Genomic DNA, 25,972 nt, shown 5'->3' with positions numbered 1-25,972 from the left:
AGGCCGGACATGACCACCGAAACTCTTCCCGGCCCCGCAGTGGCTGCAAAGCCGATCTCGAACCGCCGGCGCGAGATGCGCCGGGCCATGCGCTCGCTGGTGGCGGCGCGCTGGCCGCTGGTCGCCATCTTCGTACTCCTGTGCGTGGCGTTCGCCGCGATCTTCGGGCCGTGGATCTCGCCCATGGACCCCAACCGCCAGAACATCATGCTGCGCCTCGCCGACCCGATGACGGCCGGCCGGCAGGGCATGATGTATCTGGGCAGCGACGGGCTCGGACGCGACGTGTTCTCGCGGCTGCTCTACGGCGCCCGCGTCTCGCTGCTCGTGGGCATCTGCGCCATCATGGTGGGCGGCACGATCGGGGTGATCGCCGGGCTGGTCTCGGGCTATTTCGGCGGCTGGATCGACGACGTGATCATGCGTCTGGGCGATATCCAGCTGGCCTTCCCGTTCATCCTGCTCGCCATCATGTTCCTCGTGATCCTCGGGCCGGGGGTGATGAACATCATCATCGTGCTCGGCATCGGGCAGTGGGTGACCTATGCCCGCATCGTGCGAGCGCAGACGCTATCACTGCGCGAGAAGGAATTCGTCGAGGCGGCGCGGGCGCTGGGCGATCCCACCGTCCTCGTGATCTTCCGGACCATCCTGCCCAATATCGTGGCGCCGCTCACCGTGATCGCCTCGTTCAACGTCGCCTCGGTGATCCTGTCGGAAGCCTCGCTCTCCTTCCTCGGCCTCGGCGTGCCGCCCAACGTGCCGACCTGGGGCGCCATGCTCGCCGACAGCCGCGACCAGCTGATGGCCAACAAATGGTGGCTGGCGTTCTTCCCCGGCATGGCCATCGTCATGACGGTTCTGAGCTTCAACATCCTGGGCGACTGGCTGCGCGACTTCCTCGATCCGCGCCTCAAGACCAACGCCTGACCCTTGCACGACCGGCGATCCGGCGAGGAGCTTCGGCTCTTCGCCGGATCGGCTTTAACAGCAGGATTGACCCATGAAATTTGCCATCATCGGCGCGAGCTTTGCGCGCGCGGCCTATCTGCCCGCCCTCCGCCACGTTCCGGGCGCCGAGACGGTCGCCATCGCCTCGGGCCGGCTCGAAAGCGCCCGTTCGGCGGCCGACGCCTTCGGTATCGCCCACGCCTATGCCGACTGGCGCGAGATGCTCGACCGTCACAAAGTCGATGCGGTGCTGATCGCGACCCCCACCGATACCCATGCCGAAATGACGCTGGCCGCGCTCGATGCCGGCGCGCATGTGGTGTGCGAAAAGCCCACCGCCATGCATGCCGGCGAGGCCAAGGCCATGCTCGACAAGGCCGAGGCGCTCGGCCGCGTGCACATGATCGACCATGAACTTCGCTTCAACCCCAACCGCATGCATGTGGCGCGGCTGATCGCAGAGGGCGAGCTGGGCGAGATCCGCCATGCCCATGTCGCCAATATCGGGGCGAGCTGGGCCAATCCGGCGAGCCGGCCAAAAGGCGACTGGTGGAGCCTTGCCGAACATGGCGGCGGCCGGCTGGGCGCCAATGGCAGCCATCAGGTCGACATGCTGCGCTGGTGGTTCGGGCCGGTGGCCTCGGTGGTGGGCGAGGCCCTGACCATGCTGCCCGACCGCATCGACAAGGCGACGGGCGAAGCGTGGACGGCCACGGCGGACGACGTCTCCTATTTCACCCTGCGCATGGGCTCGGGCGCGCTGGCGCAGGTGTTCATGAGCGGGGTCGCCGCCAACAATATCGGCAATCTGACGCAGGTGTTCGGCTCGAAGGGCTCGATCACGCTCTCGAACGAAGACGAGAAGCTCTATTTCGCCAAGGCCGGCCAGGGTTTCGAGGAGGTCACCCAGCCCGATCCGAACGCGGCGCTCGAGGGGCTCAACAAGGGCATCTGGAACGTCTCGGTGGTCGCCGCGCTGCGCGAATTCGCCACCGCGATCAGCGAGGGACGCTCGCTGCGCCAGGGCGCGAGCTTTTTTGATGGGCTGGCCAACCAGCGCGTGCTCGATGCGGTGCGGCAATCGACCGAAACACGCGCCTGGGTCGACCTGCCGGCCGAGGAGCGCCGGGCGTGAGCCCGATCGCGGGCCGCTCCGTCATCGTGACCGGCGCGGCCCTCGGGCTCGGCGCGGCGATTGCCCGGCACCTGGCCGGGCTCGGGGCGCGGCTGGCGCTCGTCGACTATAATGCCGGGGCTCTCGCCGAAACGGCGGCAGCCTGCGGCCAGCCCGAGGCGGCACACGTCGCCGATCTCAGCGATGCCACGGCCACGGCGGAAGCCATCGCCGCGATTCTCGCGCGGCTGGGGCGGATCGATGCGGTGATCCACAACGCCGCCATCCTCGACCCCAAGCCGCTTGCCGCGATGACGCTTTCGGACTTCCAGCGGACCACCAATGTGGGGCTGCAAGCGGGCTTCCAGCTGGCGCGCGCGGCCTGGCCGGGCATGGCTGAAGCTGGGAGGGGCGTCTTTATCTTCGTCTCTTCGCGCTCGGGGATCGAGGGGTTTGCGGACGAGACCGCCTATTGCGCCACCAAGCACGGGCTCGAGGGATTTTCGAAAAGCATCGCGCTCGAAGGGGCTGCGCTCGGCATCCATTCCATGACGGTGACGCCCGGCATGTACATGCGCACGCCGATGTCGGAACGCAATTACAGCGACGCGCTCAAGCAGAAATGGGTGGAGCCCGACCGGTTGGCGCCCGCCTTCGCCACCATGATCGCCGAGCCCGAACGCTTCAGCGGCCAGCGGCTCAATGCCTGGACACTGGCGACCTCCGACACGCCCTGAGGCCTCGTCGAAGAGAAGGCGGCTTCCGCGCGATGCGGAAGCCGCTTCAGATCAGTTGGCCGGCCGACACGCGCCTCCGGGTGTCGCGACCTGACCTTCGGGGCAGGGCGCCGGCGCTCCGGCAGGCTGCTCGGCAGGCGCTGCGGCCTGCGGCTCTGCCTGCTGGGCAGGCTCGGCGGGTTGAGCAGGTTCGGCCGGCTGGGCGGGCTCTGCCGCCTGGGCCGGCTGCTCGGCCGGTTGCTGCTGGGCAGGCTGCTCGGGAGCGGGGGCCTGATCGGCGGCTGGCTGCTCGGCAGGAGCCTGTGCGTCGGCGGGCTGCTGCTCGGTCTGGTTGGCCGGAGCATCGGCGGGAGCCTCCTGAGCCGGAGCCTCCTGAGCCGGAGCCTGCTCGCCTTCCGCAGCGGGCTCTTCTGCTGCCTCTTCGGCCTCCTCGGTCGCGGGCTCGGCCGGGGCGGCGACGCAGCTGCCATCCTGGAGCACCTGACCCTCCGGGCAATCCGCCGCATCATCGGCTTCAGCCGGTTGATCGCTGGTCTCGCCTTCGTCAGTCGCTTCGCCCGCAGCATTACCGGGAGCCTGCGCCTCGTCGTCGCTTTCGGCCTCGGTGTCCTCGCCCGCCGCTTGTCCGCGCTGCTGCTCGGCTTCCTCGGGTTCGACGGCATCGGGTGGGGCGGTATCTTCGGCGGGCGCCTCGATCTCGGGGGCAAAGACCGGCACGGTATCGCCCTCGGCGGTGCCGGCGGCCTCGGGATCATCGACCGCGGCGGCTTCGACGACGGGAACCTCCTGCCCGGTTTCCTGGGCAATGATGTCGATGTCGATGACCGTGTTGATGACGATGTTGTTCTGAACGATCACCGGCCCGACATATTCGGTGCGCCGATACAGCTCGGGGTCCCTGTCGGAATAGATGACCGCAACCGAGAGGTTGGGCTCTAGGAAGCTGCGGACCGGCACGAAGAACCAGTCATCCTCCGGCGGTTCGCCGACATTGACCTCGATGGAAACGGCAAAGCCGTCGCTCTGCGGCTGCAGCGGGGCCCAGCCCACATAATCGGGCGCACGGCGCCAGGCCACCCAGGCGGGAGCCCATGTGGTGCCGGGCACCCAGCACCAGCCGAGGCGCGCATCGTCGTACCAGCGACCATAATGATAGCCGGCCCAGGCGAAGGGCTCGTCGGAGGCGAAATACCAGCCGCGATCGGCCAGGTAGACCCAGTGGCCGCGCGTGTAGGGCCGCCAATCGCGATCGACGGCCGGGCACCAGACATAGCGGAACCGGTCGTGCCGGACCCAGGTGCCGTGAGGGCGAAGGCGCTCATAGAACAGGTCGAAGCTGACGCTCACCTGTTGCGCCTGTACGCTGGTCGGAACCAGGCTCAAGCCAATACCCATGCCCAAGGGCATTGCAGCAAGAAGTGCGGCGGTCGCCACACTGGAAGCAAGTCTTCTTATCGTCATTTTTATCTCCATGTGCCCCGGCTTGTTGTCATTGTCCCCCGACAGTCACGGCTAAACCGGCACTGCCGAATAGGCTAAGAACAACGTGCCGATACTGGTCACGTAGAGAAGGGTCATCAGGGCGGTGCGAGCCATGTCTTGTCTCCGGTAGGCCCCCGCCCACCATACGCACTTGCCCGCAACGTCACGTCGGCGTGATGGTTGCGTGAGGCTGATCGCACAAAAGTCGGATTCCCATGGGGGAAGCTTTGCTGCGGACGGTTTTGCGCCAGTGTCCGGTCAGCGAATTGTCAGGTTGAATTGGCTATCGTGCAATGATGAAGCCGTGTGCCTTCGCGCAAAGCCTCGCTGTTCTGGTCACGCTCGTGGCCTGCCTGGCTTCGCCCGCGCTGGGCCAGGGCAATTCGGGAAATGCCGGCGGCAACGGATCGGAGAATGGCCAGGGCAATGGCAACGGCTCCGAAAACGGCCAGGGCAACGGCTCTGAAAACGGCAATGGCAATGGACCCGATAGCAATAGCGGCAGTCCTCCGGGCAGCAATTCGGGCAATGGCGCCGACGGGAACGGCAATGGCCAGGGTAACGGGAATGGCCAGGGCAACGGGAATGGCCAGGGCAATTCTTCTTCCGGCACGTCCGGACAGTCGGGAGGGCAGGGTAATTCATCCCAGGGGCAGGGCAATGCAGGCAGCAATTCCGGGCAGGGCGGGCAGGTCTCCGGAGGAAATGCGGCTGGGGCGCCTGTTGCCGTCGAAGTGCCGAGCGAGGCGGTGCAGTCGGGTCGTGCCCTGCCGTTCGACCAGATCGCCAGCATCGCGCTCGAGGCCGGCGCGGGCCGGATCATCGACACGCGGCTGCTCAATGTGGGCGGCATCCTCGTTTATGAACTCAAGATCCTGCGGCCCCGCGGCCAGGTCGAGACGGCCTTCTACTACGCCCGGTCAGGGCGGCCGGTGCGATAGATGCGCGTTCTGATCGCCGAAGACGATCCGCGCATCCAGGACATGCTGGCGCGGGCCATGCGGGCCGCGGGCTTCGTCGCCGAGGTGACCGATGATGGCGAGGACGCCCATTTTCGCGGCGAGACCGAAGGGTTCGATGCCGTTTTGCTCGATCTCGGGCTGCCGCGGCTCGATGGCCTGACGATCCTCAAGCGCTGGCGCAAGGCCGATGTCTCGGTGCCCGTGCTCATTCTCACGGCGCGCGGACAGTGGGAGGAGCGCGTCGAGGGCATCGAGGCCGGCGCCGATGACTATGTCGTCAAACCCTTCCGCATCGAGGAGGTGGTGGCGCGCGTCAAGGCGCTGATCCGGCGCGCCGGCGGGCATGCCTCCTCGCAGATCGTCGTCGACGATCTGGTGGTGGATACGCGCCTGATGCGGGTGGTGAGGGGCGGCGTGCCGCTCAACCTCACCCCGCAGGAATATCGTCTCGTTGCGTTTCTCGCCAACCAGCGCGGCCGCGTCGTCTCGCAGATGGAAATCATCGAGCACCTCTACAGCCAGGATTACGACCGCGCTTCCAACTCGGTGGAGGTGCTGGTGGGGCGCGTGCGACGCCGGGTGGGCACCGATGCAATCAAGACGCGGCGCGGCTTCGGCTACTACATGGGAGACGATGCCGGGTGAAACAGCATTCGCTTCGCCTGCGCCTGCTGCTGCTGGCGGCGGTGCTGGTGGCCGTTGCGGTGCTTATGGCCGGCATCGTGCTGCTCTATATGTTCAGCACCCATATCGAGCGGCGGGTGGCCGCCGATCTCGATGCCAATCTGAACCGGGCCGTCGCGCTCATCGACCCCGAAGCCGAAACGCCGGCGCTTCTCGCCCCCCTCGCCGACCCCCGCTACGCGCTGCCGCTTTCGGGGCTTTACTGGCAGATCGAGGATCTCGACAGCGGACGGTCGGCGCGCTCGCCATCGCTGGTGGATGGTGTTCTCGTATTGCCGGGCGCTGCGGCCGGGATGGTCGAACTCGATGGGCCCGACCGGCAGAGGCTGGTGTCGGTCTGGCTCGACGTGCAGTTCGCAGAAGCCGATGCCGGCCCGCGTCGCTACCGGATCATCGTCGCCGAGGATCGGCGGGTCATCGACCAGGCGATCGCCGCGTTCGGCAGCGAAATGAGCCTCGCCCTGCTGGTGCTCGGGCTGGCGCTGACGCTTGTCGCCTGGGTGCAGGTGCAGCTGGGGCTGCGGCCGCTCGAGGCGCTGCGCCTTTCGCTGCAATCGGTGCGGCGGGGCGAAGCCGAGCGACTCGTCGGCAGCTTTCCCACCGAAGTCGGGCCGCTCGTGCGGGAGGTGAACGACCTGCTCGAGGCGCGGGACCGCTCGCTGGTGTTCGCGCGGATGCGGGCCTCCGACCTCGCCCATGGCCTCAAGACGCCGCTGGCGGTAATTGCCGCGACCGCGCTGCGGCTGCGCGACAAGGGTGAGGACGAGGCGGCCGAGACGCTCGACAGCATGTCCGACGAGATGTCGGCGCGCATCGACTACCAGTTGCGGCTCGCCCGCCTGCGCCACCGCCCTGCCAGCCACGTCATGCGCTCCCCGCTCAAGGATGCGGTGCTGCGGATTGCGCGCGTGCTGGAAAAGACCGCCGAAGGGGAACGCCTGGGCTGGACGTTCAACCTCGATGCCGGAATCGGGGTCAATCTCGACCCGCAGGATCTGATCGAGCTGCTCGGGGTGATCCTCGAAAATGCCTGCCAATGGGCCGAGCACGAGATCCGCGTGTCGGGCGCCGTGGTGGGAGATTTCGTGGAGGTGCTTGTGGAAGACGACGGGCCCGGCCTGGGTGCCGAAGACATCGCCCGTCTCGGCCCGAGGGGCGAGCGACTCGACCAGGGCGGCAAGGGCAGTGGCTTCGGCATCGCCATCGCCTCGGAAATTCTCGAGCTCAATGGCGGCAGGCTCGCGATCAGCCGATCCCCGCTCGGGGGGCTGGCCGTGGCGATGTCGCTGCCCGGCGCGGGCACGCCCGAGGGTTGATCCGAGTAGGGGCCTCGCGGCGGAGAGCGGAAAAATGGCGACGCCGGTGCGTAGGGCGGGGGCGATAAGCCCGGCGTCGCCTGCATCGGCCGGCTGTGGAGGTCCCGCAGCACGGATTCGACACCGGACAGTCTAGGCCGGGAGCCCTGACAGGGCGCTGCCCCGCCTGTCAGTGAATTGTCAGGCAAGGGCCGGACGATGGGGTCCGTCCCTGCAGGTTGGTGGCGGGCACGCGCGGCCGTGTCAGGCCTTCCAGTTGGCCTGCATGACGCGCAGCCAGTTGCCGCCGAGGACCTTCCTGATGTCCTCATCCGAATAGCCGCGCTTGACGAGGCCAGCCGTGACATTGGGGAAGTCGGCTGCGGTGTTGAGCGTCTTGCAGCGCCGCTCTTCCCAGGGCCATTCGCCCAGAAGGCTGCCATGCTTGCCGGCAAACTTGGCGCGCTTTTCGGGCGTGAAGGTCTCGTCGAAATCAAGACCGATGCCGACACTGTCGATGCCGGCCAGCTCGACGATATGGTCGATATGCTCCACGAGCCGCGCAATGTCGGGCTGGGTGGTCGGCTTGTCGGGATAATAGAGGAAGGGCGAGAGGCCGGTGATGCCCATCACGCCGCCATGCTGGCCCAGCGCCCGGATAGTGTCATCGGTCTTGGCGCGGATATGGGGCGACAGGGAGTGGCACAGCGAATGGGTGATGAAGATCGGCTTTTCGGAAGCTTCCATCGCCTCGACCGAGGTGCGCTGCCCGCAATGGGACACATCGACCACGATGCCGAGCTGGTTCATTTCCTTGACGAAGGCGCGGCCGTAATTGGAGAGGCCATCGTCGCTCTTTTCGCCGCAGCCGGACCCGATCCAGTTCTGGCGCTGGTAGGTGAGCTGAAGGATGCGGATGCCCAGATCGTAGAACGTGCCCAAAAGGCTGAGATCGAGCCCGATCATCTCGGTATCCTGGGGCCCGAAGATGATGGCTTCGCGTCCCGAGGCCTTGGCCTCGTGGATGTCAGCGACGGTCTCAGCCAGCAGAACCTTGTCGGCATTCGCCGCGATCCAGCGCCGGCAGGCGTTGACCTGCCTGAGCCCGGCAGCGAGGTCCGCATAGGGTTCGGTGACGGTATGGTTGATCGCAGTCACCCCGCCGCGCTTGTAGCGGTCGAAATGGGCCGGCCCCAGCTCGGCCACGATGGAGCCGTCGATGACGATAGCCTCTGCATGCAGCGCGTCGACGCGCGCCTGCTCGGTGGCGCTGAGGGTGGTTGTGTCCCGCATGTTCAGTTCCAGAAATTGTGCCTCCCTTGCCTCGTAGCCAATGCAAGGCATAAGGACAACAGTCTAAGACATGTTTTTTGACGAATGGACACAAATATGTCGTCAGAATTTGCGATATTCGTAATTCGGGACGAGACGAAAGCGGTGGTGCGTTGAGTGGGCGGCTAACGGTTCGACCGGGGGCGGGGCGGCGGTGAGGGCGTGGCGGGCAGAGGTCGTTCGCCCGACGTGGCGTCGCGCCACTGGCCGGGGGCCAGACCTTCGAGGGTGAGCGCACCGATGCGCCAGCGCACCAGCCGGAGCGTCGGCAGGCCCACAGCAGCCGTCATGCGCCGAACCTGCCGGTTGCGGCCCTCGGTGATGGTCAGGGCGATCCAGTGGTCGGGAACGCTCTTGCGGAACCGTACCGGCGGGTCGCGGGGCCAGAGTTCGGGCGGATCGATCGCTTCGGCAAGAGCCGGCCGGGTCGGGCCATCGCGCAGAACCACGCCTTTGCGCAGGGCCGCGAGAGCCGGCTCGGACGGGCTGCCCTCGACCTGCACGAGATAGGTCTTGGGCAGCTTGAAGCGCGGGTCGGAGAGTTCGGCCTGCAACCGCCCGTCATCGGTGAGAAGCAGCAACCCTTCACTGTCCTTGTCGAGCCGGCCGGCTGGGTAGACATCTGGAACGCTTACGAAATCGGCCAGCGTGGGGCCCGTCTCGCCTTCGGAACGGCTGAACTGGGAGAGGACGCCGAAGGGCTTGTTGAGCAGGATGAGGCGGCTCATCGGTTCGGGGTCTCCTTCGGGGGAAAATCGACCTGCAAGCGAGCTTGCATAAATGAATCGTATTGCAAGGTAACGTGCGACGCGGTATGTCTGCGGGCAGGGAGAAGACAATGTCCGTTATTGACCGATTCCGCGAGGTGGCCGAGCAGCTGACGCCTGCGGAGCACCAGCTCATCAAGCAGATTCTCAACAGCCCGCGCGACGTGGCGCTGGGCACGGCGAGCAATCTGGCCCAGAGCATCGGCGTGCATGAGGCGACGGCATCGCGTCTTGCCAAGAAGCTCGGCTATCCCAGTTATTCCCGGTTCCGCGCGGCGATCCAGGAAGAGTTCATCGTGCGCGCCGATCCGGCGGCACGGGTGCGCAACACCTTGCAGCAGGGCACCGAGGCGGGGCTCTTGTCCGACCTCATCCGGCAGGAAATCGAGGCCTTGGCGCGCATCGAGCAGTATCTCGATGATGAGGCCATTCTTGCCGCTGCTGCGGCCCTCGCCGGGGCGCGCCGCATCTTCATCTTCGCGCGCGGCAATGCGCAGGCCCTCGCCGTGCTGATGGAGCGGCGCCTGCGCCGCATGGGGCGGCCGGTCGTGCTGCTCACAGGCGACGGGCGCGACCTGGCCGAGCAATTGCTGGTCATGGGGCCAGAAGACGCGCTGTTCGGCTTCGCTTTTCGCCGCCAACCGACCCATTACGCCGCGCTGTTCGAGCATGCGGCCGGGATCGGGGCGGCGAGCGTCGTGGTCTCGGGCACGGTCGGGCCATCGCTTCAGCCGGCCGCGCAGCATCTGCTGTTCGCGCCCCGGGCAGGGCGGCAGGATGCGTTCCAGACCCTCACCGTGCCCATGGCCATCTGCAACGGCTTGGTTCTGGCGATGGCCAAGGTCGATCCGCGCGGCTCGCTCGACAATCTGGAAAAGCTGGGACAGCTCATCGACGCCTTCGAATAGCGGCAGCGTCGGCAGGCGCCGTCGTTCGCCACAATACTGCAAGTTTTCATGCACGTGTCACTTAACCATGAAAAACGGCGTGCATCGAAGCGCATGGGGCGCTTCAATCCGAGGAGGATAACCATGACCAACAGGACTGCCCGAACGACCACTCTCGCCCTCGCGCTGCTCGCCGGCGTCGCCCTGCCGGCCTATGCGCAGGATGCCAACCTCGATGCGCTTAGCGCCGAGGAGCTGCTGCCGCTGGCCCAGGCCGAAGGCTCGGTGACCGTTTATGCCTTCACCAGCCGCATCGCGCGGGTCGAGACCGCCTTCGAGGCCGCCTATCCGGGCATCGACATGATCGCCTATGACATGTCCTCCACCGAGCAGATCACCCGCATCAAGGCCGAGGCCACCGCCGGCATCGCCAATGTCGATGTGGTCTACATTTCGGATGCGCCGGTGGTGTTCCGCGATCTGCTGGAACCAGGCCTCGTGGCGCGCTACGTGCCGCCGCGCGTCGAGGGGCTTCTCGAGGACAACGAGAAATCGCCGCTGCTGGCCCAGCGCCTTTCCACCAAGGTGCTGATGTATAACGAGGAAGCCTATCCCGATGGGTCGCCGATCACCAATCTCTGGCAGCTGACAACGCCCGACTGGGCGGGCAAGGTGCTGATGGTCGATCCGCTCCAGCGCGGCGATTATCTCGACCTGATGACCGAGTTCGTGCTGCGCGCCGATGAGATGGCCGACGCCTATGAGGCGCAGTTCGGCCAGCCCATCGCGCTTGATGATGGCATCACCAATGCCGGCGAGCAGTTCATCGTCGATCTGTTCGAGAACGACTTGATCCTTCTGTCCTCGACCGACGACGTCAATTCCGCCGTCGGCGCCAAGGGCCAGCAGAACCCGCCCGTCGGCTTCACCTCCTACTCCGACCGCCGCGACAATGAGGATGAGGGCTGGGCGCTGCAGGTGGCCAACACCGTCGAGCCGTCCAACGGCATCATCTTCCCGGCCGTGCTGGCGGTTGCCGCCAATGCGCCCCATCCGGCCGCCGCGCGCCTCGCCATCGATTTCCTGATGGGGGACGACAGCGAGACGGGCGGGGCGGGCTTTGCGCCCTTCTACGTCGCCGGTGACTATGCCACCCGCAGCGATATCGTCAGCCACCCCGATGCGGTGCCGCTCGCCGACTTCATCGCCTGGTCGATCGATCCCTCGGCCACCGCCAAGATCCGGCAGGAGGTCGGCGACCTCGTGCTGTCGCTGCAATAGTCTTTCCTCCCGCAAGCGGGGTTCCCGGCATGGTCGGGGACCCTTGAGAACGGCAAGGACCGGAACAAAGCGATGTCCACCATGACCCTGCGGCAGGGCCTTCGCCTCGATGGCGTGCTGCTGCTCAAGCTCAGCGTTCTGGCGCTGGTCGGCGTGCTGATCGCCGCCCCGCTTTTGCGCATCGTGCTCGATACGCTCTCGCCCGGCGCCATCATCGCCTGGAGCGAAGTGACCACCGGCCGGCTGTCGCGCAACCTGCTCTGGGTGCCGCTCGGCAATACGCTGATCCTCGGGGTCGGGGTGGCGTGCGGCTGCGTGCTGATCGGGGGCTTCCTCGCCTGGCTCGTGGTGATGACCGACGTGCCCTTCCGCCGCACCATCGGGCTTCTGGCCACGCTGCCCTTCATGATCCCGAGCTTTGCCACCGCGCTCGCCTGGGGCTCGCTGTTCCGCAATTCGCGCGTCGGAGGGCAGTCGGGCTTTCTCGAAGGGCTCGGGCTCGCCATTCCCGACTGGCTCTCCTGGGGCATGGTGCCGACGCTGATCGTGCTCATCGCGCACTATTATTCGCTCGCCTTCACGGTCATCGCGGCGGCGCTCGCGACCGTTAATTCCGATCTCGTCGAAGCCGCGCAGATCGCCGGGGCCAAGCGTGGCCGCATCCTCTTCGGCATCGTGCTGCCGGTGGCACTGCCGGCGGTTGTGGCCGGCGCTTCGCTGACCTTTGCCGGCGCCGTTTCCAATTTCGCGGCGCCCGCGCTGCTCGGCCTGCCTGTACGGATGCAGACCATGGCGACGCGGCTGTTCGGGCTCATCGAAGTGGGCCAGACGGCGCGTGGCTATGTCGTGGCCATCCTGCTGATCCTGATTTCGGCGCTGTTCCTCTGGGCCGGCAATGCCGTGGTGTCCGGGCGCCGCTCCTACGCCACCATCACCGGCAAGGGCGGGCGCGCCAAGCGCTTCGATCTGGGCGCGGCGCGGATGCCGCTGTTTCTCGCCGCGCTCTTGATCTGCGTCTTGACCACCATCGTTCCGGTGGCGATCCTCATCGCGTCATCGCTGGCCCCTTCGTCCTCGGCGCTCTTTTCGAACTGGACGCTGCATTACTGGGTGGGGCTGTCCAACCCGAGCTTTGCGCAAGGGCAGCCGGGCATTTTCTCGAACCCCTTCATCGTTTCGGCCACGGGCATGACGCTGAGCCTGGGCGTTGCGGTGGCCATCACCACGACGATCGTCGGGCTGCTGGTCGCCTTCGTTTTGGCCCGCTATGGTAGGGGCCCGCTCTCGGGTACCATCAATCAGCTGAGCTTTTTGCCGCTGCTCGTGCCCGGCATTGCCTTCGGGGCCGCCTATATCGCGCTCTTCGGCGCCCCAATCGGGCCGATGCCGGCGCTTTACGGAACCTTCCCGCTGCTCGTTCTGGCCGCCACGGCCTATCTGATGCCGTTCGCGGTGCAGACCGGGCGGGCCGTGATCCAGCAGGTGTCGGGCGATCTCGATGAAAGTGCCCGCATGACGGGCGCGAGCTTCCCGCGCCGGCTTCTCGCTATCACCGTGCCGCTCGCGAGCCGGGGGCTGGCCGCCGGCGCACTCATCGTCTTCGTCAAGATCATGCGCGATCTCTCGCTGGTCGTGCTGCTTTTCACCCCCACCACGCCGCTGCTGTCGGTTCTGGCCTACCGCTATGCCTCGGAAGGCTTCGGGCAGTTCGCCAACGCCATCACCGTCGTCATTCTCGTCATCTCCATCGCCGCGACGCTTCTGGCCAATCGCCTCCAGACCAAGTCGCAGCCCTGGCTCAAGTCCTGAGAACGCACATGATCCGCCTTGAAACGCTCGGCAAGTCCTTCGGCAGCTTCGATGCCGTCAAGGATGTGAACATCGAGGTGCCCAAGGGCGCGTTCCTCGTTTTGGTGGGGCCCTCCGGCTGCGGCAAATCCACCATGCTGCGCATGCTGGCGGGCCTCGAAACGCCCAGCGCCGGCCGCATCGTCTTTGGTGAGGACACCGTCTCGGATGGCGAGAAGGGCTGGACCATCGATCCCTCGCGCCGCAATGTCGGGCTGGTCTTCCAGTCTTACGCCCTCTGGCCGCATATGACGGTGGCTGGCAATGTCGACTGGCCGCTCAAGGTCAAGGGGCTGGACAAGGCCGAACGGCAGGCGCGGGTCAGCGAGGTGCTGGGCCTGCTCGGCATCGGCGCGCTGGCGCAGCGCTACCCCAACGAGATTTCGGGGGGCCAGCAGCAGCGCGTCGCCATCGCGCGGATGATCGCGCCCAAGCCGGGCATCCTGCTGTTCGATGAGCCGCTGTCCAATCTCGATGCCAAGCTGCGCGTCGAGATGCGCACCGAATTGCTGCGCGTGCACCGCGCCACCGGGGCTACTTCGGTCTATGTCACCCATGATCAGGTCGAGGCGATGACCATGGCGAGCCATGTCGCGGTGCTCAATGCCGGCCGTGTCGAGCAGTTCGGCCCGCCCGCGGAGCTGGTGGCGAGACCGGCGACAGCCTTTGTCGCGACCTTCGTGGGCACCCCGCCAGCCAATCTCGTGCCGGTCTCGGCGCTGCCGCCGGTTCTGGCCGCCGGCCATCCTCAGGGCGTTAGCCTCATGTATCGCCCCGAGGACATGCGGGTTTCCGCCCAGCCGACGCCTGACAGCCTCGCCTTCGAATTTGCCGAAGCGAGCCCCGTTGCCGGCCGCATCATGATCACCGGCACATCGGGCGACAGACGGCTCACCGCCGTGGTCGATCAGGCACCGCATTTCACGGTTGGAGACAGCGTGCATTTCATCCTGCCACCGAGCCCCGCCGCACTCTTTGGAGCGACAGGGGAGCGTCTGCAATGAAGCGGCTTCTTCTCGTCCGGCATGGCGAATCCGAGTGGAACGCGCTGCGCCGGCTGCAAGGCCAGGCCAATATCGGGCTCTCCGACAAGGGCGAAGCGCAGGCCCTGGCGCTGGCCGACACCATCCGCGCGCTCGCGCCCGACCGCGCCCTGACCTCCGATCTTTTGCGAGCCCATCGCACGGCCGAACTTCTCGGCTTTGCCGACGCCGTGCCCGAACCGCGCCTGCGCGAAGTCGATGTCGGGGACTGGACCGGTCGGGATATCGCCGACATCGTGGCGACCGACCCCGAGGGTTATCGCGGCTGGCGAGCAGGGCAGGCGGCCCCGCCGGGCGGCGAACTCTGGGCCGATTTCGTCGCGCGCACGAGCGGGGTCGTCGCCCCGGCGCTCGAGGCCGCCGACCGGGTGCTGCTCGTCTGCCATGGCGGGGTCATCCGCGCGTTGCTGCAAGCGCTGCTCGGGCTCGAGCCCAGGCGGATCATTCCTGTCGGGCCGGGCAGCCTCACCATCCTCGCGCGCAAGCCGGGGGAGGATGCGTTCCGCCTCGAGCTCTTCAACTATGCCCCGGGCGGCCCGGTGCTCGACGCTCCCGACTGAGCCTCAGTCGGCCCGCATCAGGTCCATCACGGGCCCCATCGTGGGGAGGGAAGCGACGTCCTGCAATTGCGCCCAGAGTGCCGCGCGGCGCCCGGGCGGAAGCGCTGTGCGCGCGTGGCTGGCGCAATCCTCGAACTTGCCGCGCATTTGCGCCGGCGTCATCGGCAGGTCCGGATGGCCCGGCGCGGGCGACACCCGCACTTCGTGCCCGGTGCCGTCGAGGCTCAGCCGCACCGTGCCTGAGACCGTGTCGCGTAGAGGAATGGTGGGGTCGATCCGGCAGGTGATCCGCTCTGCCACCGCCAGCACCTCGGCATCGGCCAGGGCCTCGGGGAAAAACGAGGCGAGGTCGACCCGCCCCTTCACCAAAGCGGTCGCCAGCGTGAAGGGAATGCTGAACTTGGCGCCGATCGCCGTATCGGGGCGCCGCTTGTGCGCGGTCGGTTCGCAGAGCATGCGGTTCTTCTCGCTCACCACTGCCTCGATGACGCCCAGCGCCAAAAGCGAATAGCCCGGCAGGGCGCGGATGCGCAGCCCCGCCTCGACATAGGAATGGGTGCCCCGGCAGCAGGGCCACGGCTTGAAGCTGACTTCGGCGCCACGCCACACCGTTCCAAGCCCGTCGAGGATCGGCGCCGTATCGACCTCGCGCCGTGCTACCGCGTCGAAAAAGCCGGCCTTGCCCTCGAGCGGTTCGGCAAAGCCCAGAACCCCGCGCGCTGCCAGCATGGCGCCCAGCACTCCGGCCTTGGCCGCGAAGCCGTCGCGCACCGCGCGGATATGCGAGCCCGGGCTGTGGCGGAGCGCGCCGAAGGACGACATCTGCGAGAGCGCCAGCGACCAGGCCGCGCGCATCCCGTCGGCATCGAGCCCGAGCAACTGGCCCGCTGCGGTGGCCGCGCCAAAGACCCCGAGCCATGGCGTTGTGTGCCAGCCAAAGCCATCGGGATTGACCCTGAAACTCGCCGCCAGCCGGCAGACGAGATCGCCTGAAACGGCGATGGCTCCGAGCAGTTCGGTGCCGCTCACCGGACGCGCCGGGTCGCCGCACAGCGCCAGCGCAGCGGCAATCGCCGCCGCATGCGGATGGGCGATGGCATGGTCATGGGTGTCCTCGAAATCAAGGGCGTGGGCCATCGCGCCATTGACCCAGGCGGCCATGGGCGCGGAGGTCGCAAAGCCGTAGCCCGGTACCACCGCATGTCCGCCGGGCGCCGTCTCGCGGGCAATCTCGGCAAAGGCATCGCAGCCTTCGCCGAGACCGCTGGCCCCGAGCGTGACGCCCAAAGCATCGATGAGCGAGAGCCGGGCCTGCTCCATGGCATGGCGGGGCAGGTCAGCGCTGCGCGTCGTTGCGACATGGGTCGACAGAACCCGCGACACGCCCTCGCTCATCGTGGCCTCTGGACTTTACTGGGCGAGGTCGAAATCGAACATGTCGGCCTGTTCGAAGCTTTCGGCCACTTCGCCGCGCTCCTTCATCGCCGACATTTCCACCGACCAATAGGTGTCGGCGCCGGCGCGCAGATCGACGATGCGCGGATCGACGAAGGGATGCGATGCGGCGATGGTGGCCGGGTCGCCGCCCAGATACTTCACCGCGATCTCCACCACGCGCTCAACCGGCATGGCGGAATAGGCGGCGCTTGCCTCCTGGAGCGATTTCACCACGCGGGCCAAGGTGTCGCCATTTTCGGCCGCCCATTTGCGCGAGGCGATGATGCCGACATTGGGCGAGGTGCCGGCCGTGCCCATCTGGCTCGGCGCCAGCACGAGCTTGGCCTCCCCCGTCGCGATGGCGATGGCCGGGGTCGGCTGGGAATGCAGGAAACCGTCGATCTGGTTGGACACGAGCGCCGCCGGCATGTCGCTGCCGCCAACCCGCACCAGCTGCAATTGCAGGTCTTCAACGCTGGTGTTCTGTTCGGCCAGATAGTGGCGGAAGGTCACAAGATGGGCCGAGCCCAGCGAGCTCACCCCGATGCGCAGGCCCTTGATATCGGCGATGGTCTCGAACGGCACAGCGTTGCGCAGCACGAGATTGGTCGCTCCGGGCGAACCCAGCGCCGCCACCACCAGCGGCGGCTCCTGTCCTATATCCTTGGCGTTGGAGTTGAGCTTGGCCACATCGCTCACCACCCCGATATAGATATCGAGATCCCCCGTCATCACCGACTGCGTGCCGATGCCGCCATCGCCCGAGCGCACCTCGGTGACCACGGGGTTGATGCCGTTCCTGGCATAAAAGCCTTCTTCCACCGCGATCGGGTGCATGATCAGCGACAGGCTCGACCTGAGCCAGCCGATGCGCACGGTCGTCGGCTCCTGCGCCAGCGCCGGAAGGGCACTGGCGGTCATTGCGGCGGCCAGTCCGGCCCCCAGCAGCACTTTTGCGAGCAAACCCATGATGTTCCTCCTCCAGGAAACAGTGCGGCCCCGGCGCTGCCGGGGCCTTGTTCCGATCGCCCCTCAGCGGTCGGCGTAAGAAAAGTCGAACATATGCTCACGCTCGAAGCTCTCGATGAGCTCGCCGCGCTCCTTCATGGCGCTGATCTCGGTGCGCCAGTAGATATCGGCCCCGGCCTCGAAATCGTCCACGAGCCGTGGGTTGACCGAGGTCATGGCGCGCCGGATCAGGTCGTCCTCCGAGCCGATCGCCGCCTGCGCGATGGCCACCAGCCGATCCTCGGGCAGGGTGCCGAACATCTCGCTGGCCTGCCGGAAGGTGGCGATGACGCGCGTCACCGTCTCCGGGTTGGCCGCCGCCCAGTCGCGCCTGACCATGATGGCCGAGGTCGGGGAGAGCCCGACTTCGCCCATGTCCTGGGGCGCCAGCGCCACCTTGCCGGCCCCGCGCGCCTCGGCGACGCTCGGCGTGGGCTGGGAGTGCAGGAAGCCGTCGATCTGATTGGTGAGGAGTGCCGGAGGCATGTCGCTGGCCCCGACGCGAAGAAGTGTCAGCCCCAGCGCGTCGGTCGTCAGCCCCTGGCTTGCGAGATAATGCCGGAACATCACGAGATGGATCGAGCCCAGCGAGCTTACGCCCAGCGTCAACCCGCGCAGGTCCTCGACGGTCTCAAAAGGCACGTCATTGCCGACCACGAGGTGGGTGGCGCCCGGCGTACCGATCGCCACTGCCGCCAGCGGCGGCTGTCCACCCTGTTCGAGCGCGACCCCGTTGAGCCGGGCCAGCTCGGACATGGCGCCGAAATAGACGTCGAAATCGCCGCGCAGCAGCGCCTCGATGCCCGTCGCATTGCCGCCCGACTGGATGGCGGTGATCGTCGGGGCCAGCCCGTTGGCGTCGTAGAGCTGCTCTTCCTCGGCGATTGCCTGGGCGATGGTGGTCAGGCTCGCCTTGAGCCAGCCGATCCGCACCGGCAGCTTGTCCTGCGCCATCCCGGCCGCGTTAGAAAGACCCACGATCGCCAGCGCGGCAGCGATGGTTTTCAGTGCTTTCATTGTGGTCCTCCCTTGGCCCGAAGGCCCTGGCCCCATGCTCCCTCCCCGGAGCATCAGGCCGATTTGACTTCCCATTTTTCGGTGGTGCGTTTTTCCACCAGCCGCACGATGAGCAGTTCGGTGAGGTAGCCCACGATCGAGATCAGGATCATCGCGGTCATCAGGTCCACGGCGCGGAACTGGAAGCGGGCTTCCATCAGCATGAAGCCGATACCGGCCGAAGAGGCGAGCATTTCCCCCGCCACGATCATGCGCCAAGCGCCGCCGAGACCGATGCGCAGCCCGGTGGTGATGAACGGCACGGTCGCCGGCAGGATGACGCGGTAGAACAGCGTCAATCCGTTGGCGCCAAAGCAGCGGCCGGCATCGATTAGGATCGGGCTGATCTGCCGGGCGCCGGCTTCCGCGCTGAAATAGAGCGGGAAGAACGCCGTCATGAACACCACGAAGATCACGGCGGTATCGGAGAGCCCGAACCAGAGGATGGCAAGCGGGATCCAGGCGATGCCCGGCACGGGGTAGAAGGCCTTGATGATCGGTTGCAGGAATTCGCGCACGATGGCGATGCGCCCGACGAGCAGCCCCAGCGGAATGCCGAGGATCGCGGCGAGGCCGAAGCCGATCATGGCGCGCTGGAAGCTCTGCGCCAGGTGCACATAGACATTGGGCCCATAGAGCCAGCGCGTATCGTCAAGCGTCAGCATGCCGAAGACGCGCTGCAGCACCGCCATCGGTGGAGGCAGGATCAGCTGCAGGTTATAGGCCACCGACATGACGTGCCAGAGCACGAGCAGCCCGCCGATGCCTATGGCGCCGCGTAAGACCCGGCGCAACGCCAGCTTGCGCTTCTTGTCGCGCTCGTGCCGGGCAAAATCCTCGGAAGTGCGCGCTGCCGGCCGGGTGCGGGGGGGAATGGCGCTGCCCTCGAGCAGCGATTTGGCCGCGGTGTTCTCGTAGGTCATGCTGCCACTCCCGCATGGGCCGAGGCGTCGTCGCTCTCGTAGCCGTCATCGGCCGACTTGTGCATTTCCTCGGTGATCTCGGCCTTGAGCGCAGCGAATTCGGCGCTGTTTCGGTCGCGCGGGCGCTCCATGTCGACATGGAAATAGCGCCCGATCCGACCGGGCGACGGCCGCATCAAAAGGATGCGGTCGGCCAGGTAGACCGCCTCGTCGATATCGTGGGTGACGTAGAGAACCGTGCGCTTTTCCTTCATCCAGGTGTCGATGAGGTAGTCCTGCAAGGTCATGCGGTTGATGGCGTCGATGGCCGAGAACGGCTCGTCCATCAGGAGCAGCTTGGCGCTGGTCAGCGCCCAGGCCCGCGCCACGGCCACGCGGTGCCGCATGCCGCCCGACAGCTGGTAGGGGTAGAGATTGGTCACATGCCCGAGCCCGACGATGTCGAGCACCTGCTGGGCCCGCTCACGCGCCTGCGCCTTGGGCATCTTCTGCATCTGCAGGCCGAATTCGACATTGCCGATCACCGTGCGCCAGGCAAACAGCGCCGGCTCCTGAAAGACGATGCCGCGATCGGGGCCGGGCCCGGTGATTTTCTTGCCATCGAGCAGGATCTCGCCGGCGCTGGGCTCGACGAGGCCGGCAACGATCTTGAGAAACGTGCTCTTGCCGCAGCCGGACGGGCCGATGATGCAGAGGAATTCCTCGCGCGGGATGTCGAGGTCGAGATGGCTTAGGGCATGGATCCAGCCGGTCTGGCCTTCGTAATAATGATCGATGCCCCGAGCCCGGATCACCGCAGGCGCGGTGGGGGCAGGGCCGCCCCCCTGGTGTGCCGTCTGCATTGGTTCCTCCCTGCAAACTCTTCTGGCTCCGCGGCTGGCGCGGGGTCGACTGGGTCAGGCGGTTTTCCGCCCCGTTCCGCCGATGACGCGTGAAATCCGTGCCGCGCCGCTGAGCACTGCCGGTATCAGCTGGGCCCTCAGCGACGGGGTGAAGCGGAATTGCGGGACCGAGACGCCGATGACGCCCACGATCTCGTTGCGCGCCCCGAAGATGGCGGCGGAAACGCCGGCGCCGCCGGCATCGGATTGTTCCTGCACGCTTTCGGCATAGCCATCGCGCCGGACATCGGCGATGACCCGGCGGAGCGTATCGGGGTCGGTGATCGTCTGATCGGCGAGCTTGCGCAGCGTCACGCGCTCCAGATAGGCATCGAGCTGGGCATCGGTGAAGCCCGAGAGCAGCACCCGGCTCGCGGCGCCGGCGTAGAGCGGCTTGCGTTCGCCCAGCGCGATCACCCGGCGTACCGATTGCTGGCCGATGATCTGGTCGAGGTCGATGCGGTAGTCGCCCACCCGGGCGCTGATCACCACCGTTTCATCAAACTGATCGGCCAGCTCGCGCATCACCGGCATGGCCCAATCGACGAGACCGCTGCCCGAACGAGCGATCTCGGCGATCGCCAGAACCTCGTAGCCCAGCCGGTAGCGCCCATCCTCCTCGCTGCGCGATACCAGCCCGTGGTGGCGCAGGGTGGAGAGCAGCCTGAGGCAGGTGCTGACATGCAGATCGGCGCGCTGCGCGATCTCGCTCAGGGTCAGGCTGGGTTCTGCAAGAGTGAAGGTCTTGAGGACGGCGATGGCGCGATCGAGCACGTTGACGCGATAGCCGCGCGGCTCGCCATCTTCGGAAGCGGGGCGCCTGCTGTCGCTCATCAGATCGTCCTTTTCATCTAATGAAAGTAGATTTCATCCTGTAGACAAACAGCTAGAAGATACCTACAACCCTGTCAATCGGCGGAAACAGTCGATCGCTGGTGTTGAAGCCTTTAAGTCTGGAGCGGCCATGAAAATCGAGCGTGTCGAGATCCTGGTGACCGACCTGACGACGCGGCTGCAGCGTCTGGGATCGAGCGGGCCCTACGATACCGGCGCGCGCGGCACGTTTCTGGGCAAGCCGGTGATGGTCAAGATCCATGCCGAAGGCGTCGTTGGTTACGGCCAGATAAGGCCCATCGCGCCGAGCCATTTCCTGCCCGATACCGGGGCAGGGATGGTGGCCGCCATCCGCGATATCTACGCGCCGCGCCTCATCGGCCGCAGCATTTATGACGGTGAGGCAATCATTGCCGCGTTCGACAACGCGCTGCCCGGAAATGTGCAGGCGCGTGCCGCCATCGATCACGCCCTGCATGATGCCATGGGCAAGGCCGTCGAGCTGCCTGTCTTCCGCCTGATCGGCGGGCGCTGCTACGATCGCATTCCGCTCGAATGGTCGGTGAGCCTCGCGCCAACGCCGGATGGCATGATCGCCGAATGCCGCCGCGCCGTCGAGGAATTCGGCGTGCGCACCCTCTGCCTCAAGGCCGGCCATCCCGATGGCTACCGACAGGATATCGCCAACTTCAAGGCGGTGCGCCAAGCGTTGGGCGAGGATGTCACCATCGGCATCGACCCCAATACCGGCTGGACGGTCGCCGAATCGATCCAGGTGCTGGAGCGCCTGTCCGAGGATCGCCTCGATTATCTTGAACAGCCCGTGGCGCGCGACAATTTCGACGGGCTGGCGCGCATTCGCGCCGCCGCGCGCGGTGTGCCGATCATGGCCGATGAAAGCCTGATGACGCTCGACGACGCACTCGAACTCGCCAGACGTCAGGCGGTCGATGTGTTCTGCATCAAGCTCTACAAGGTCGGCGGCATCCGCAAGGCGATGAAGGTGGCGGCCATCGCCGAGGCGGCAGACATCCTCGTCAATGTCGGCGGGCTTGCCGCATTCTCCCAGCTCGAAGCCGCTGCCGGCATCCATTTCCACGCCAGCCTGCCGCCCGTCCGCGTCATGCCGGCCGGCGAATTCCTGTTCGGCCTCGGGGTCGGCGGGCCCGATCCGCTCGTGCCCGAGCCCACCTATATCCTCGAAGATGGCCATGTCAGCCCCAGCGAGCGGCCCGGCCTGGGGGTGGTGCCCGACGAAAAGGCCATCGAGAAGCTCACCCTGCTGCACGAGGTGGTCAAATGAGGGCGGATGCCGCGCCCGCCGGCCCGCCGATCACCGCCGCTCTCGGGTCATGGATCGCCGAGCTTGATGCGGGCGATGTCCCATCCGTCATTCGCGACCATCTCAAGCTCTGCCTCCTCGATACGCTGGGCTGCGGGCTGTTCGGTGCGCTTCAGCCCTGGGGGCGCATCACTGCAAGCGTGGCCAGTGAGAGCGCTCAGGGCGATTGCCGGCTCTGGGGCTTCGGCGAGACATCGGGGGCGGTTGCAGCCGCGCTCGCCAATGGCACCGCGGTGCACGGCTTCGAGCTCGACGATGTGCATCTGAGCGGCCAGATCCATCCCGGCTCGGTGACCGTGCCCGCTGCCCTCGCGCTGGGCGAAATGACCGGCGCCACCGGCGCGGAGCTGCTCACAGCCCTTGCCGCCGGCTATGAGACCGGCATCCGGCTGGGCGTCGCCGCCGGTCGCGGCCATGGGCTCAGCGGCTTCCACCCCACGGGCACGCTCGGCGCCGTCGCCGCCGCAGCCTCTGCTGCCCGGCTGCTCGGGCTCGATGCCGATGCGGCGACCGCAACGCTGGCGCTCGGCGCCACGCAGGCCTCGGGGCTCTACGCTGCCCGGACGGGTGGGATGGCCAAGCGTTTCCACGCCGGCCACGCTGCCTCGGCGGGGGTCACGGCCGGGCTGCTCGCCCGGCGTGGCTTTACCGGCGCCCGCACAGCAATCGAAGAGCCGTTCGGCGGGCTGCTCGCCACCATGGGCTGCGATGGCGATCGCGGTGCGCTGCTGGCCGATCTCGGCGAGACCTGGCTCTCCGGCGGCGTTGGCTTCAAGATCTATTCGACCTGCGCCAGCGCGCAAACGGTGGTGGAAGGCGTGCGCCAGCTGCGTGCCAGCGGTGTCACTGCTGATGCGCTCGAGACGCTCGAGGTGCATATGGGCAGCATCGCGGTCTCTAATGTCGGATGGCGCTATCGCCCCAACGATGTCGTCGCCGCCCAGATGAATGGCAGGTACGCCGCCGCCGTCGCGCTGCTTGACGGCGATGCCTTTGTCGAGCAGTTCGCGCCCGACCGCCTCGCCGATCCGGCCATCCTGGCCCTCACCGAGCGGGTGCAGTTTGCCGTCGATCCCCATATCGAGAGCGGCGGGCTCGGCCTGCGCCATGCCTCGCGGCTCGTGGCGCGGTTGCGCGATGGCACCACCCGCACCGTCTACAATGCCCAGCGCCCCGGCGGCCCGGGCAACGAGATTGCCCCCGAGGCCGTCGTCGCCAAGTTCCGCCGGCTGGCCCGCCCCGCCATCGGCGAAGCCGGAGCCGAGCGGCTGCTCGACCTTGTGATGGAGATCGACAGCCTTTCAACCCTCTCCCCCCTCGCATCCGCCCTCGCGCGTCCCGAACTGCATGAGGTCGCCAGCCAGAGGTCGCTGCCATGATGGCGCTGGAGGGTGTGCGCGTCATCGACCTTACCCACGCGCTCGCGGGTCCCTTCTGCACGCACCATCTGTCGCTTCTGGGCGCCGACATCATCAAGATCGAGCCGCCCGCCGGCGATGATTTCCGCCCCCGGCCGCATGGCCGCTTCGGCGCGGTGAACGCCGGCAAGCGTTCGGTGGTGCTCGATCTCAAGTCCGAATTCTGCCGCGAGGCTCTCGCCCGGCTGATCGACACGGCCGATATCGTGGTCGAAAACTTCAAGCCCGGCGCCGCCGCCAAGCTGGGGCTCGACTGGGATGACCTCCACGCCCGCTACCCGCGCCTCATCTCCTGCTCCATCAGCGGATACGGGCAGGAGGGGCCGATGCGCGCCATGCCGGCCATCGAATGGTCGGTGCAGGCCGTCTCGGGCCTGGGCGACAGCTATCTGGGCGACGAGGATGGTCTTGATCTCGGCATCGGCATGCTCGATCCCTTCACCGGCTATGTCGCCTTTTCCGGCATTCTCGCCGCGCTCATCGCGCGCGGGCGCGACGGGCGCGGGCAGCGGCTCGATGTCTCGATGCTCGATGCGGCGCTGGTGCTGGCCTCGGGCAACGTTACCGCATCCCTGCTCGGCGGCCCATCCTCGCATGGCCGGCGGGCCACCATGGGCCGCTACCGCGCTCGCGATCGGCGCATCTTTGTGGCCGCGCTCAATCCGCGCTGGCTCGAGACGTTCTGCGGTATCATCGGGGCGCCCGAGATTCTCGCTGATCCCCGCTTTTCTACCGCGTCGGCCCGCGATGCCCACGCCGATGAATTCGTCGCTGCCATCGAGGCGCGGCTTGCCTCACGCGATGCCATCGAATGGGAGGAGATGCTGGTCGCTGCCGGCATTCCGGCCGGCGCCACCCGGACCATGGCCGAGACCGCGGGCAGCGCGCACATGGAAGGTCGCGGCCTTATCAGCCATGTCGAGAGCGAGGCGGGCCCGATGCCCGTTATCGGCAGCGGCTTCCTCGTCCCCGGCGCGACCCGCACCGCGCGCGGCCCCGTGCCCCGGCTCGGCGAGCACACCGCGGAAATCCTTGCAGAACTCGGGCTCACGACTCCCTCCGGCAGCACCACCTGATGCGTATCGCCGTGTTTGGGGCCGGCGCCGTCGGCAGCCATCTGGCCCTGCGCCTCGGGTTCGCCGGGCATGACGTCGCGGTGGTGGCGCGCGGGGCGCAGCGCGAGGCTATCGCGCGGAACGGCATCGTTCTCCATTATGGCGAGGAGCGCCTGCGCTTTGCGCCCCGCGTCTCCGACACGGTTACGGACCTCGGCACCCATGATGCGGTGCTGGTGACCCTCAAGGCCTACGCCCAGCCAGCGGCAGCCCGCTCCATTGCCGCGCTGCTCGCGCCGGGCGCGCCCGCGATCTTCGTGCAGAACGGCACTCCGTGGTGGTTGCCGCTCAGCCCGTCGCCTGCCGGACCATGGCCCGATCTGGGCTTCCTCGATCCTGAAGGAGAGCTGCGCTGGCATATCGGCAGCAGCGCGATGGGCGGCGTCGTCACCTCTGCCAACAGTCTGATGGCGCCCGGTATCATCCACGCCGATCCGCCGCGCCCGCCCCGTCTTGTGATCGGGGAGATCGATGGCCGGGCCTCGGAGCGCGTTGCGCGCCTGCGCGAAGTCTTCATCGACACTGGCATCCAGTCGCCGCAAGCCGATGACATCGTTGGGGAAATCTGGCGCAAGCTGGTGCTCAATCTCTCGGCGTCTAGCCTTGCCCTTCTCACCGAGCGGCACTCCAGCGTCGTGCGCGAAGACCCCGCCATCGGCGCCCTGTCGCGGGCGCTCATCGCCGAAATCTGCGCCATCGCCGCATCCTGCGGCGCCGATCTCAGCGATTTGCCGCCCCGCGCCGATGCTCTTCTCGCGCAGGCGCCCGATCGCGAGCCCTCGTTGCTTCAGGATCGTCGCGCCGGGCGCATGCTGGAAGTCGACAGCCTCTTCCGCGCCCCACTCGCGCTCGCCCGAGCGCGGGAGGTCCATACCCCGGTCTTTTCCGTCATTGCCGCCCTGGCGATGGCCTTGGGAGACGGGCGCAGGGGCTGATCACGACCAAGCCGTGAAGGGATTCGGGGCCTTACGGGCGCTGCCGGGAGGCCGCTCCTGACGTGTGTTGCGGGGGCCTT

Annotated in this window: 24 protein-coding genes; 15 read left to right on the top strand and 9 right to left on the bottom strand. The window is 67.1% G+C overall.

The features are described from left to right. Window positions 1-9: 9 nt before the first annotated feature. From BT183_RS05560 to BT183_RS05550, 3 genes are all read left to right on the top strand, one after another. On the top strand, window positions 10-930 hold the full coding sequence (locus BT183_RS05560) for an ABC transporter permease (protein WP_072339750.1): 921 nt from the start codon (window positions 10-12) through the stop codon (window positions 928-930). A gap of 73 nt (window positions 931-1,003) precedes the next feature. Continuing rightward, on the top strand, window positions 1,004-2,086 hold the full coding sequence (locus BT183_RS05555) for a Gfo/Idh/MocA family protein (protein ID WP_072339748.1): 1,083 nt from the start codon (window positions 1,004-1,006) through the stop codon (window positions 2,084-2,086). Continuing rightward, window positions 2,083-2,802 (top strand): SDR family NAD(P)-dependent oxidoreductase, encoded by a 720-nt coding sequence (locus tag BT183_RS05550; protein WP_072339746.1) that lies wholly within the window; start codon window positions 2,083-2,085, stop codon window positions 2,800-2,802. Before BT183_RS05555 ends, BT183_RS05550 begins: the two co-directional genes overlap by 4 nt. Window positions 2,803-2,853: 51 nt before the next feature. Here the strand turns inward: BT183_RS05550 and BT183_RS05545 are convergent, their stop codons facing one another. Further along, on the bottom strand, window positions 2,854-4,185 hold the full coding sequence (locus BT183_RS05545; RefSeq protein ID WP_143145674.1) for a DUF6600 domain-containing protein: 1,332 nt from the start codon (window positions 4,183-4,185) through the stop codon (window positions 2,854-2,856). 392 nt (window positions 4,186-4,577) lie between these two features. On the opposite strand from BT183_RS05545, the gene BT183_RS05540 reads away from it, so the two are divergent. From BT183_RS05540 to BT183_RS05530, 3 genes are read left to right on the top strand one after another with little or no spacing between them, the layout of a single operon-like run. After that, window positions 4,578-5,225: a PepSY domain-containing protein gene (locus tag BT183_RS05540; protein ID WP_072339743.1), complete on the top strand. Its 648-nt coding sequence runs from the start codon at window positions 4,578-4,580 to the stop codon at window positions 5,223-5,225. Beyond that, window positions 5,226-5,891: a response regulator transcription factor gene (locus BT183_RS05535; protein WP_072339742.1), complete on the top strand. Its 666-nt coding sequence runs from the start codon at window positions 5,226-5,228 to the stop codon at window positions 5,889-5,891. It abuts the gene before it with no gap. Beyond that, the gene (locus BT183_RS05530; RefSeq protein WP_072339740.1) at window positions 5,888-7,246 is read left to right on the top strand and encodes an ATP-binding protein; all 1,359 of its coding nucleotides are present in this window, start codon (window positions 5,888-5,890) and stop codon (window positions 7,244-7,246) included. The genes BT183_RS05535 and BT183_RS05530 overlap by 4 nt, the downstream gene beginning before the upstream one ends. 243 nt (window positions 7,247-7,489) lie before the next feature. Here BT183_RS05530 and BT183_RS05525 read toward each other — a convergent pair whose 3' ends face one another. Together BT183_RS05525 and BT183_RS05520 are read right to left on the bottom strand one after the other, a co-directional pair. Further along, window positions 7,490-8,518, bottom strand: coding sequence for a dipeptidase (locus BT183_RS05525; RefSeq protein WP_072339738.1), 1,029 nt, complete (start codon window positions 8,516-8,518; stop codon window positions 7,490-7,492). A gap of 164 nt (window positions 8,519-8,682) precedes the next feature. Next, window positions 8,683-9,285: a pseudouridine synthase gene (locus tag BT183_RS05520; protein WP_072339736.1), complete on the bottom strand. Its 603-nt coding sequence runs from the start codon at window positions 9,283-9,285 to the stop codon at window positions 8,683-8,685. A gap of 110 nt (window positions 9,286-9,395) precedes the next feature. On the opposite strand from BT183_RS05520, the gene BT183_RS05515 reads away from it, so the two are divergent. From BT183_RS05515 to BT183_RS05495, 5 genes are all read left to right on the top strand, one after another. Further along, window positions 9,396-10,232, top strand: a complete 837-nt coding sequence (locus BT183_RS05515; protein WP_072339734.1) for a MurR/RpiR family transcriptional regulator — start codon at window positions 9,396-9,398, stop codon at window positions 10,230-10,232. A gap of 123 nt (window positions 10,233-10,355) precedes the next feature. Beyond that, the gene (locus tag BT183_RS05510; protein WP_072339732.1) at window positions 10,356-11,492 is read left to right on the top strand and encodes an ABC transporter substrate-binding protein; all 1,137 of its coding nucleotides are present in this window, start codon (window positions 10,356-10,358) and stop codon (window positions 11,490-11,492) included. Window positions 11,493-11,564: 72 nt separating this feature from the next. Next, window positions 11,565-13,301 (top strand): ABC transporter permease, encoded by a 1,737-nt coding sequence (locus BT183_RS05505; RefSeq protein WP_072339730.1) that lies wholly within the window; start codon window positions 11,565-11,567, stop codon window positions 13,299-13,301. Window positions 13,302-13,309: 8 nt separating this feature from the next. After that, window positions 13,310-14,344, top strand: coding sequence for an ABC transporter ATP-binding protein (locus tag BT183_RS05500; protein WP_072339728.1), 1,035 nt, complete (start codon window positions 13,310-13,312; stop codon window positions 14,342-14,344). Then, window positions 14,341-14,943, top strand: coding sequence for a histidine phosphatase family protein (locus BT183_RS05495; RefSeq protein ID WP_072339726.1), 603 nt, complete (start codon window positions 14,341-14,343; stop codon window positions 14,941-14,943). The genes BT183_RS05500 and BT183_RS05495 overlap by 4 nt, the downstream gene beginning before the upstream one ends. Before the next feature lie 3 nt (window positions 14,944-14,946). Here BT183_RS05495 and BT183_RS05490 read toward each other — a convergent pair whose 3' ends face one another. From BT183_RS05490 to BT183_RS05465, 6 genes are all read right to left on the bottom strand, one after another. Continuing rightward, a complete protein-coding gene (locus BT183_RS05490; RefSeq protein WP_072339725.1) occupies window positions 14,947-16,338 on the bottom strand; it encodes an MmgE/PrpD family protein in 1,392 nt (463 codons plus the stop codon). 15 nt (window positions 16,339-16,353) lie between these two features. After that, entirely contained in the window at window positions 16,354-17,349 is a 996-nt protein-coding gene (locus BT183_RS05485) for an ABC transporter substrate-binding protein (RefSeq protein WP_072339724.1), read from the bottom strand. 63 nt (window positions 17,350-17,412) lie between these two features. Further along, the gene (locus tag BT183_RS05480; RefSeq protein WP_072339723.1) at window positions 17,413-18,405 is read right to left on the bottom strand and encodes an ABC transporter substrate-binding protein; all 993 of its coding nucleotides are present in this window, start codon (window positions 18,403-18,405) and stop codon (window positions 17,413-17,415) included. Between the two features lie 53 nt (window positions 18,406-18,458). Further along, the gene (locus tag BT183_RS05475) at window positions 18,459-19,367 is read right to left on the bottom strand and encodes an ABC transporter permease (RefSeq protein WP_072339721.1); all 909 of its coding nucleotides are present in this window, start codon (window positions 19,365-19,367) and stop codon (window positions 18,459-18,461) included. Further along, window positions 19,364-20,209, bottom strand: coding sequence for an ABC transporter ATP-binding protein (locus tag BT183_RS05470; RefSeq protein WP_084603262.1), 846 nt, complete (start codon window positions 20,207-20,209; stop codon window positions 19,364-19,366). Before BT183_RS05470 ends, BT183_RS05475 begins: the two co-directional genes overlap by 4 nt. A gap of 54 nt (window positions 20,210-20,263) precedes the next feature. After that, window positions 20,264-21,082, bottom strand: coding sequence for an IclR family transcriptional regulator (locus tag BT183_RS05465; protein WP_072339719.1), 819 nt, complete (start codon window positions 21,080-21,082; stop codon window positions 20,264-20,266). Between the two features lie 130 nt (window positions 21,083-21,212). On the opposite strand from BT183_RS05465, the gene BT183_RS05460 reads away from it, so the two are divergent. From BT183_RS05460 to BT183_RS05445, 4 genes are read left to right on the top strand one after another with little or no spacing between them, the layout of a single operon-like run. Continuing rightward, window positions 21,213-22,385: a mandelate racemase/muconate lactonizing enzyme family protein gene (locus BT183_RS05460; protein WP_072339717.1), complete on the top strand. Its 1,173-nt coding sequence runs from the start codon at window positions 21,213-21,215 to the stop codon at window positions 22,383-22,385. Further along, complete coding sequence (locus BT183_RS05455; RefSeq protein WP_072339715.1) at window positions 22,382-23,803, top strand: MmgE/PrpD family protein; 1,422 nt, start codon at window positions 22,382-22,384, stop codon at window positions 23,801-23,803. The genes BT183_RS05460 and BT183_RS05455 overlap by 4 nt, the downstream gene beginning before the upstream one ends. Further along, window positions 23,800-24,918 (top strand): CaiB/BaiF CoA transferase family protein, encoded by a 1,119-nt coding sequence (locus BT183_RS05450; protein WP_072339713.1) that lies wholly within the window; start codon window positions 23,800-23,802, stop codon window positions 24,916-24,918. The genes BT183_RS05455 and BT183_RS05450 overlap by 4 nt, the downstream gene beginning before the upstream one ends. Then, on the top strand, window positions 24,918-25,892 hold the full coding sequence (locus BT183_RS05445) for a ketopantoate reductase family protein (RefSeq protein ID WP_072339711.1): 975 nt from the start codon (window positions 24,918-24,920) through the stop codon (window positions 25,890-25,892). The genes BT183_RS05450 and BT183_RS05445 overlap by 1 nt, the downstream gene beginning before the upstream one ends. The last annotated feature ends 80 nt before the right edge of the window (window positions 25,893-25,972 follow it).

The organism is Devosia enhydra, from assembly GCF_900119845.1.
Lineage (GTDB): Bacteria > Pseudomonadota > Alphaproteobacteria > Rhizobiales > Devosiaceae > FPKU01.
The sequence above is the reverse complement of the archived record's forward strand: the minus strand, read 5'-3'. Positions and strand labels throughout refer to the sequence as shown.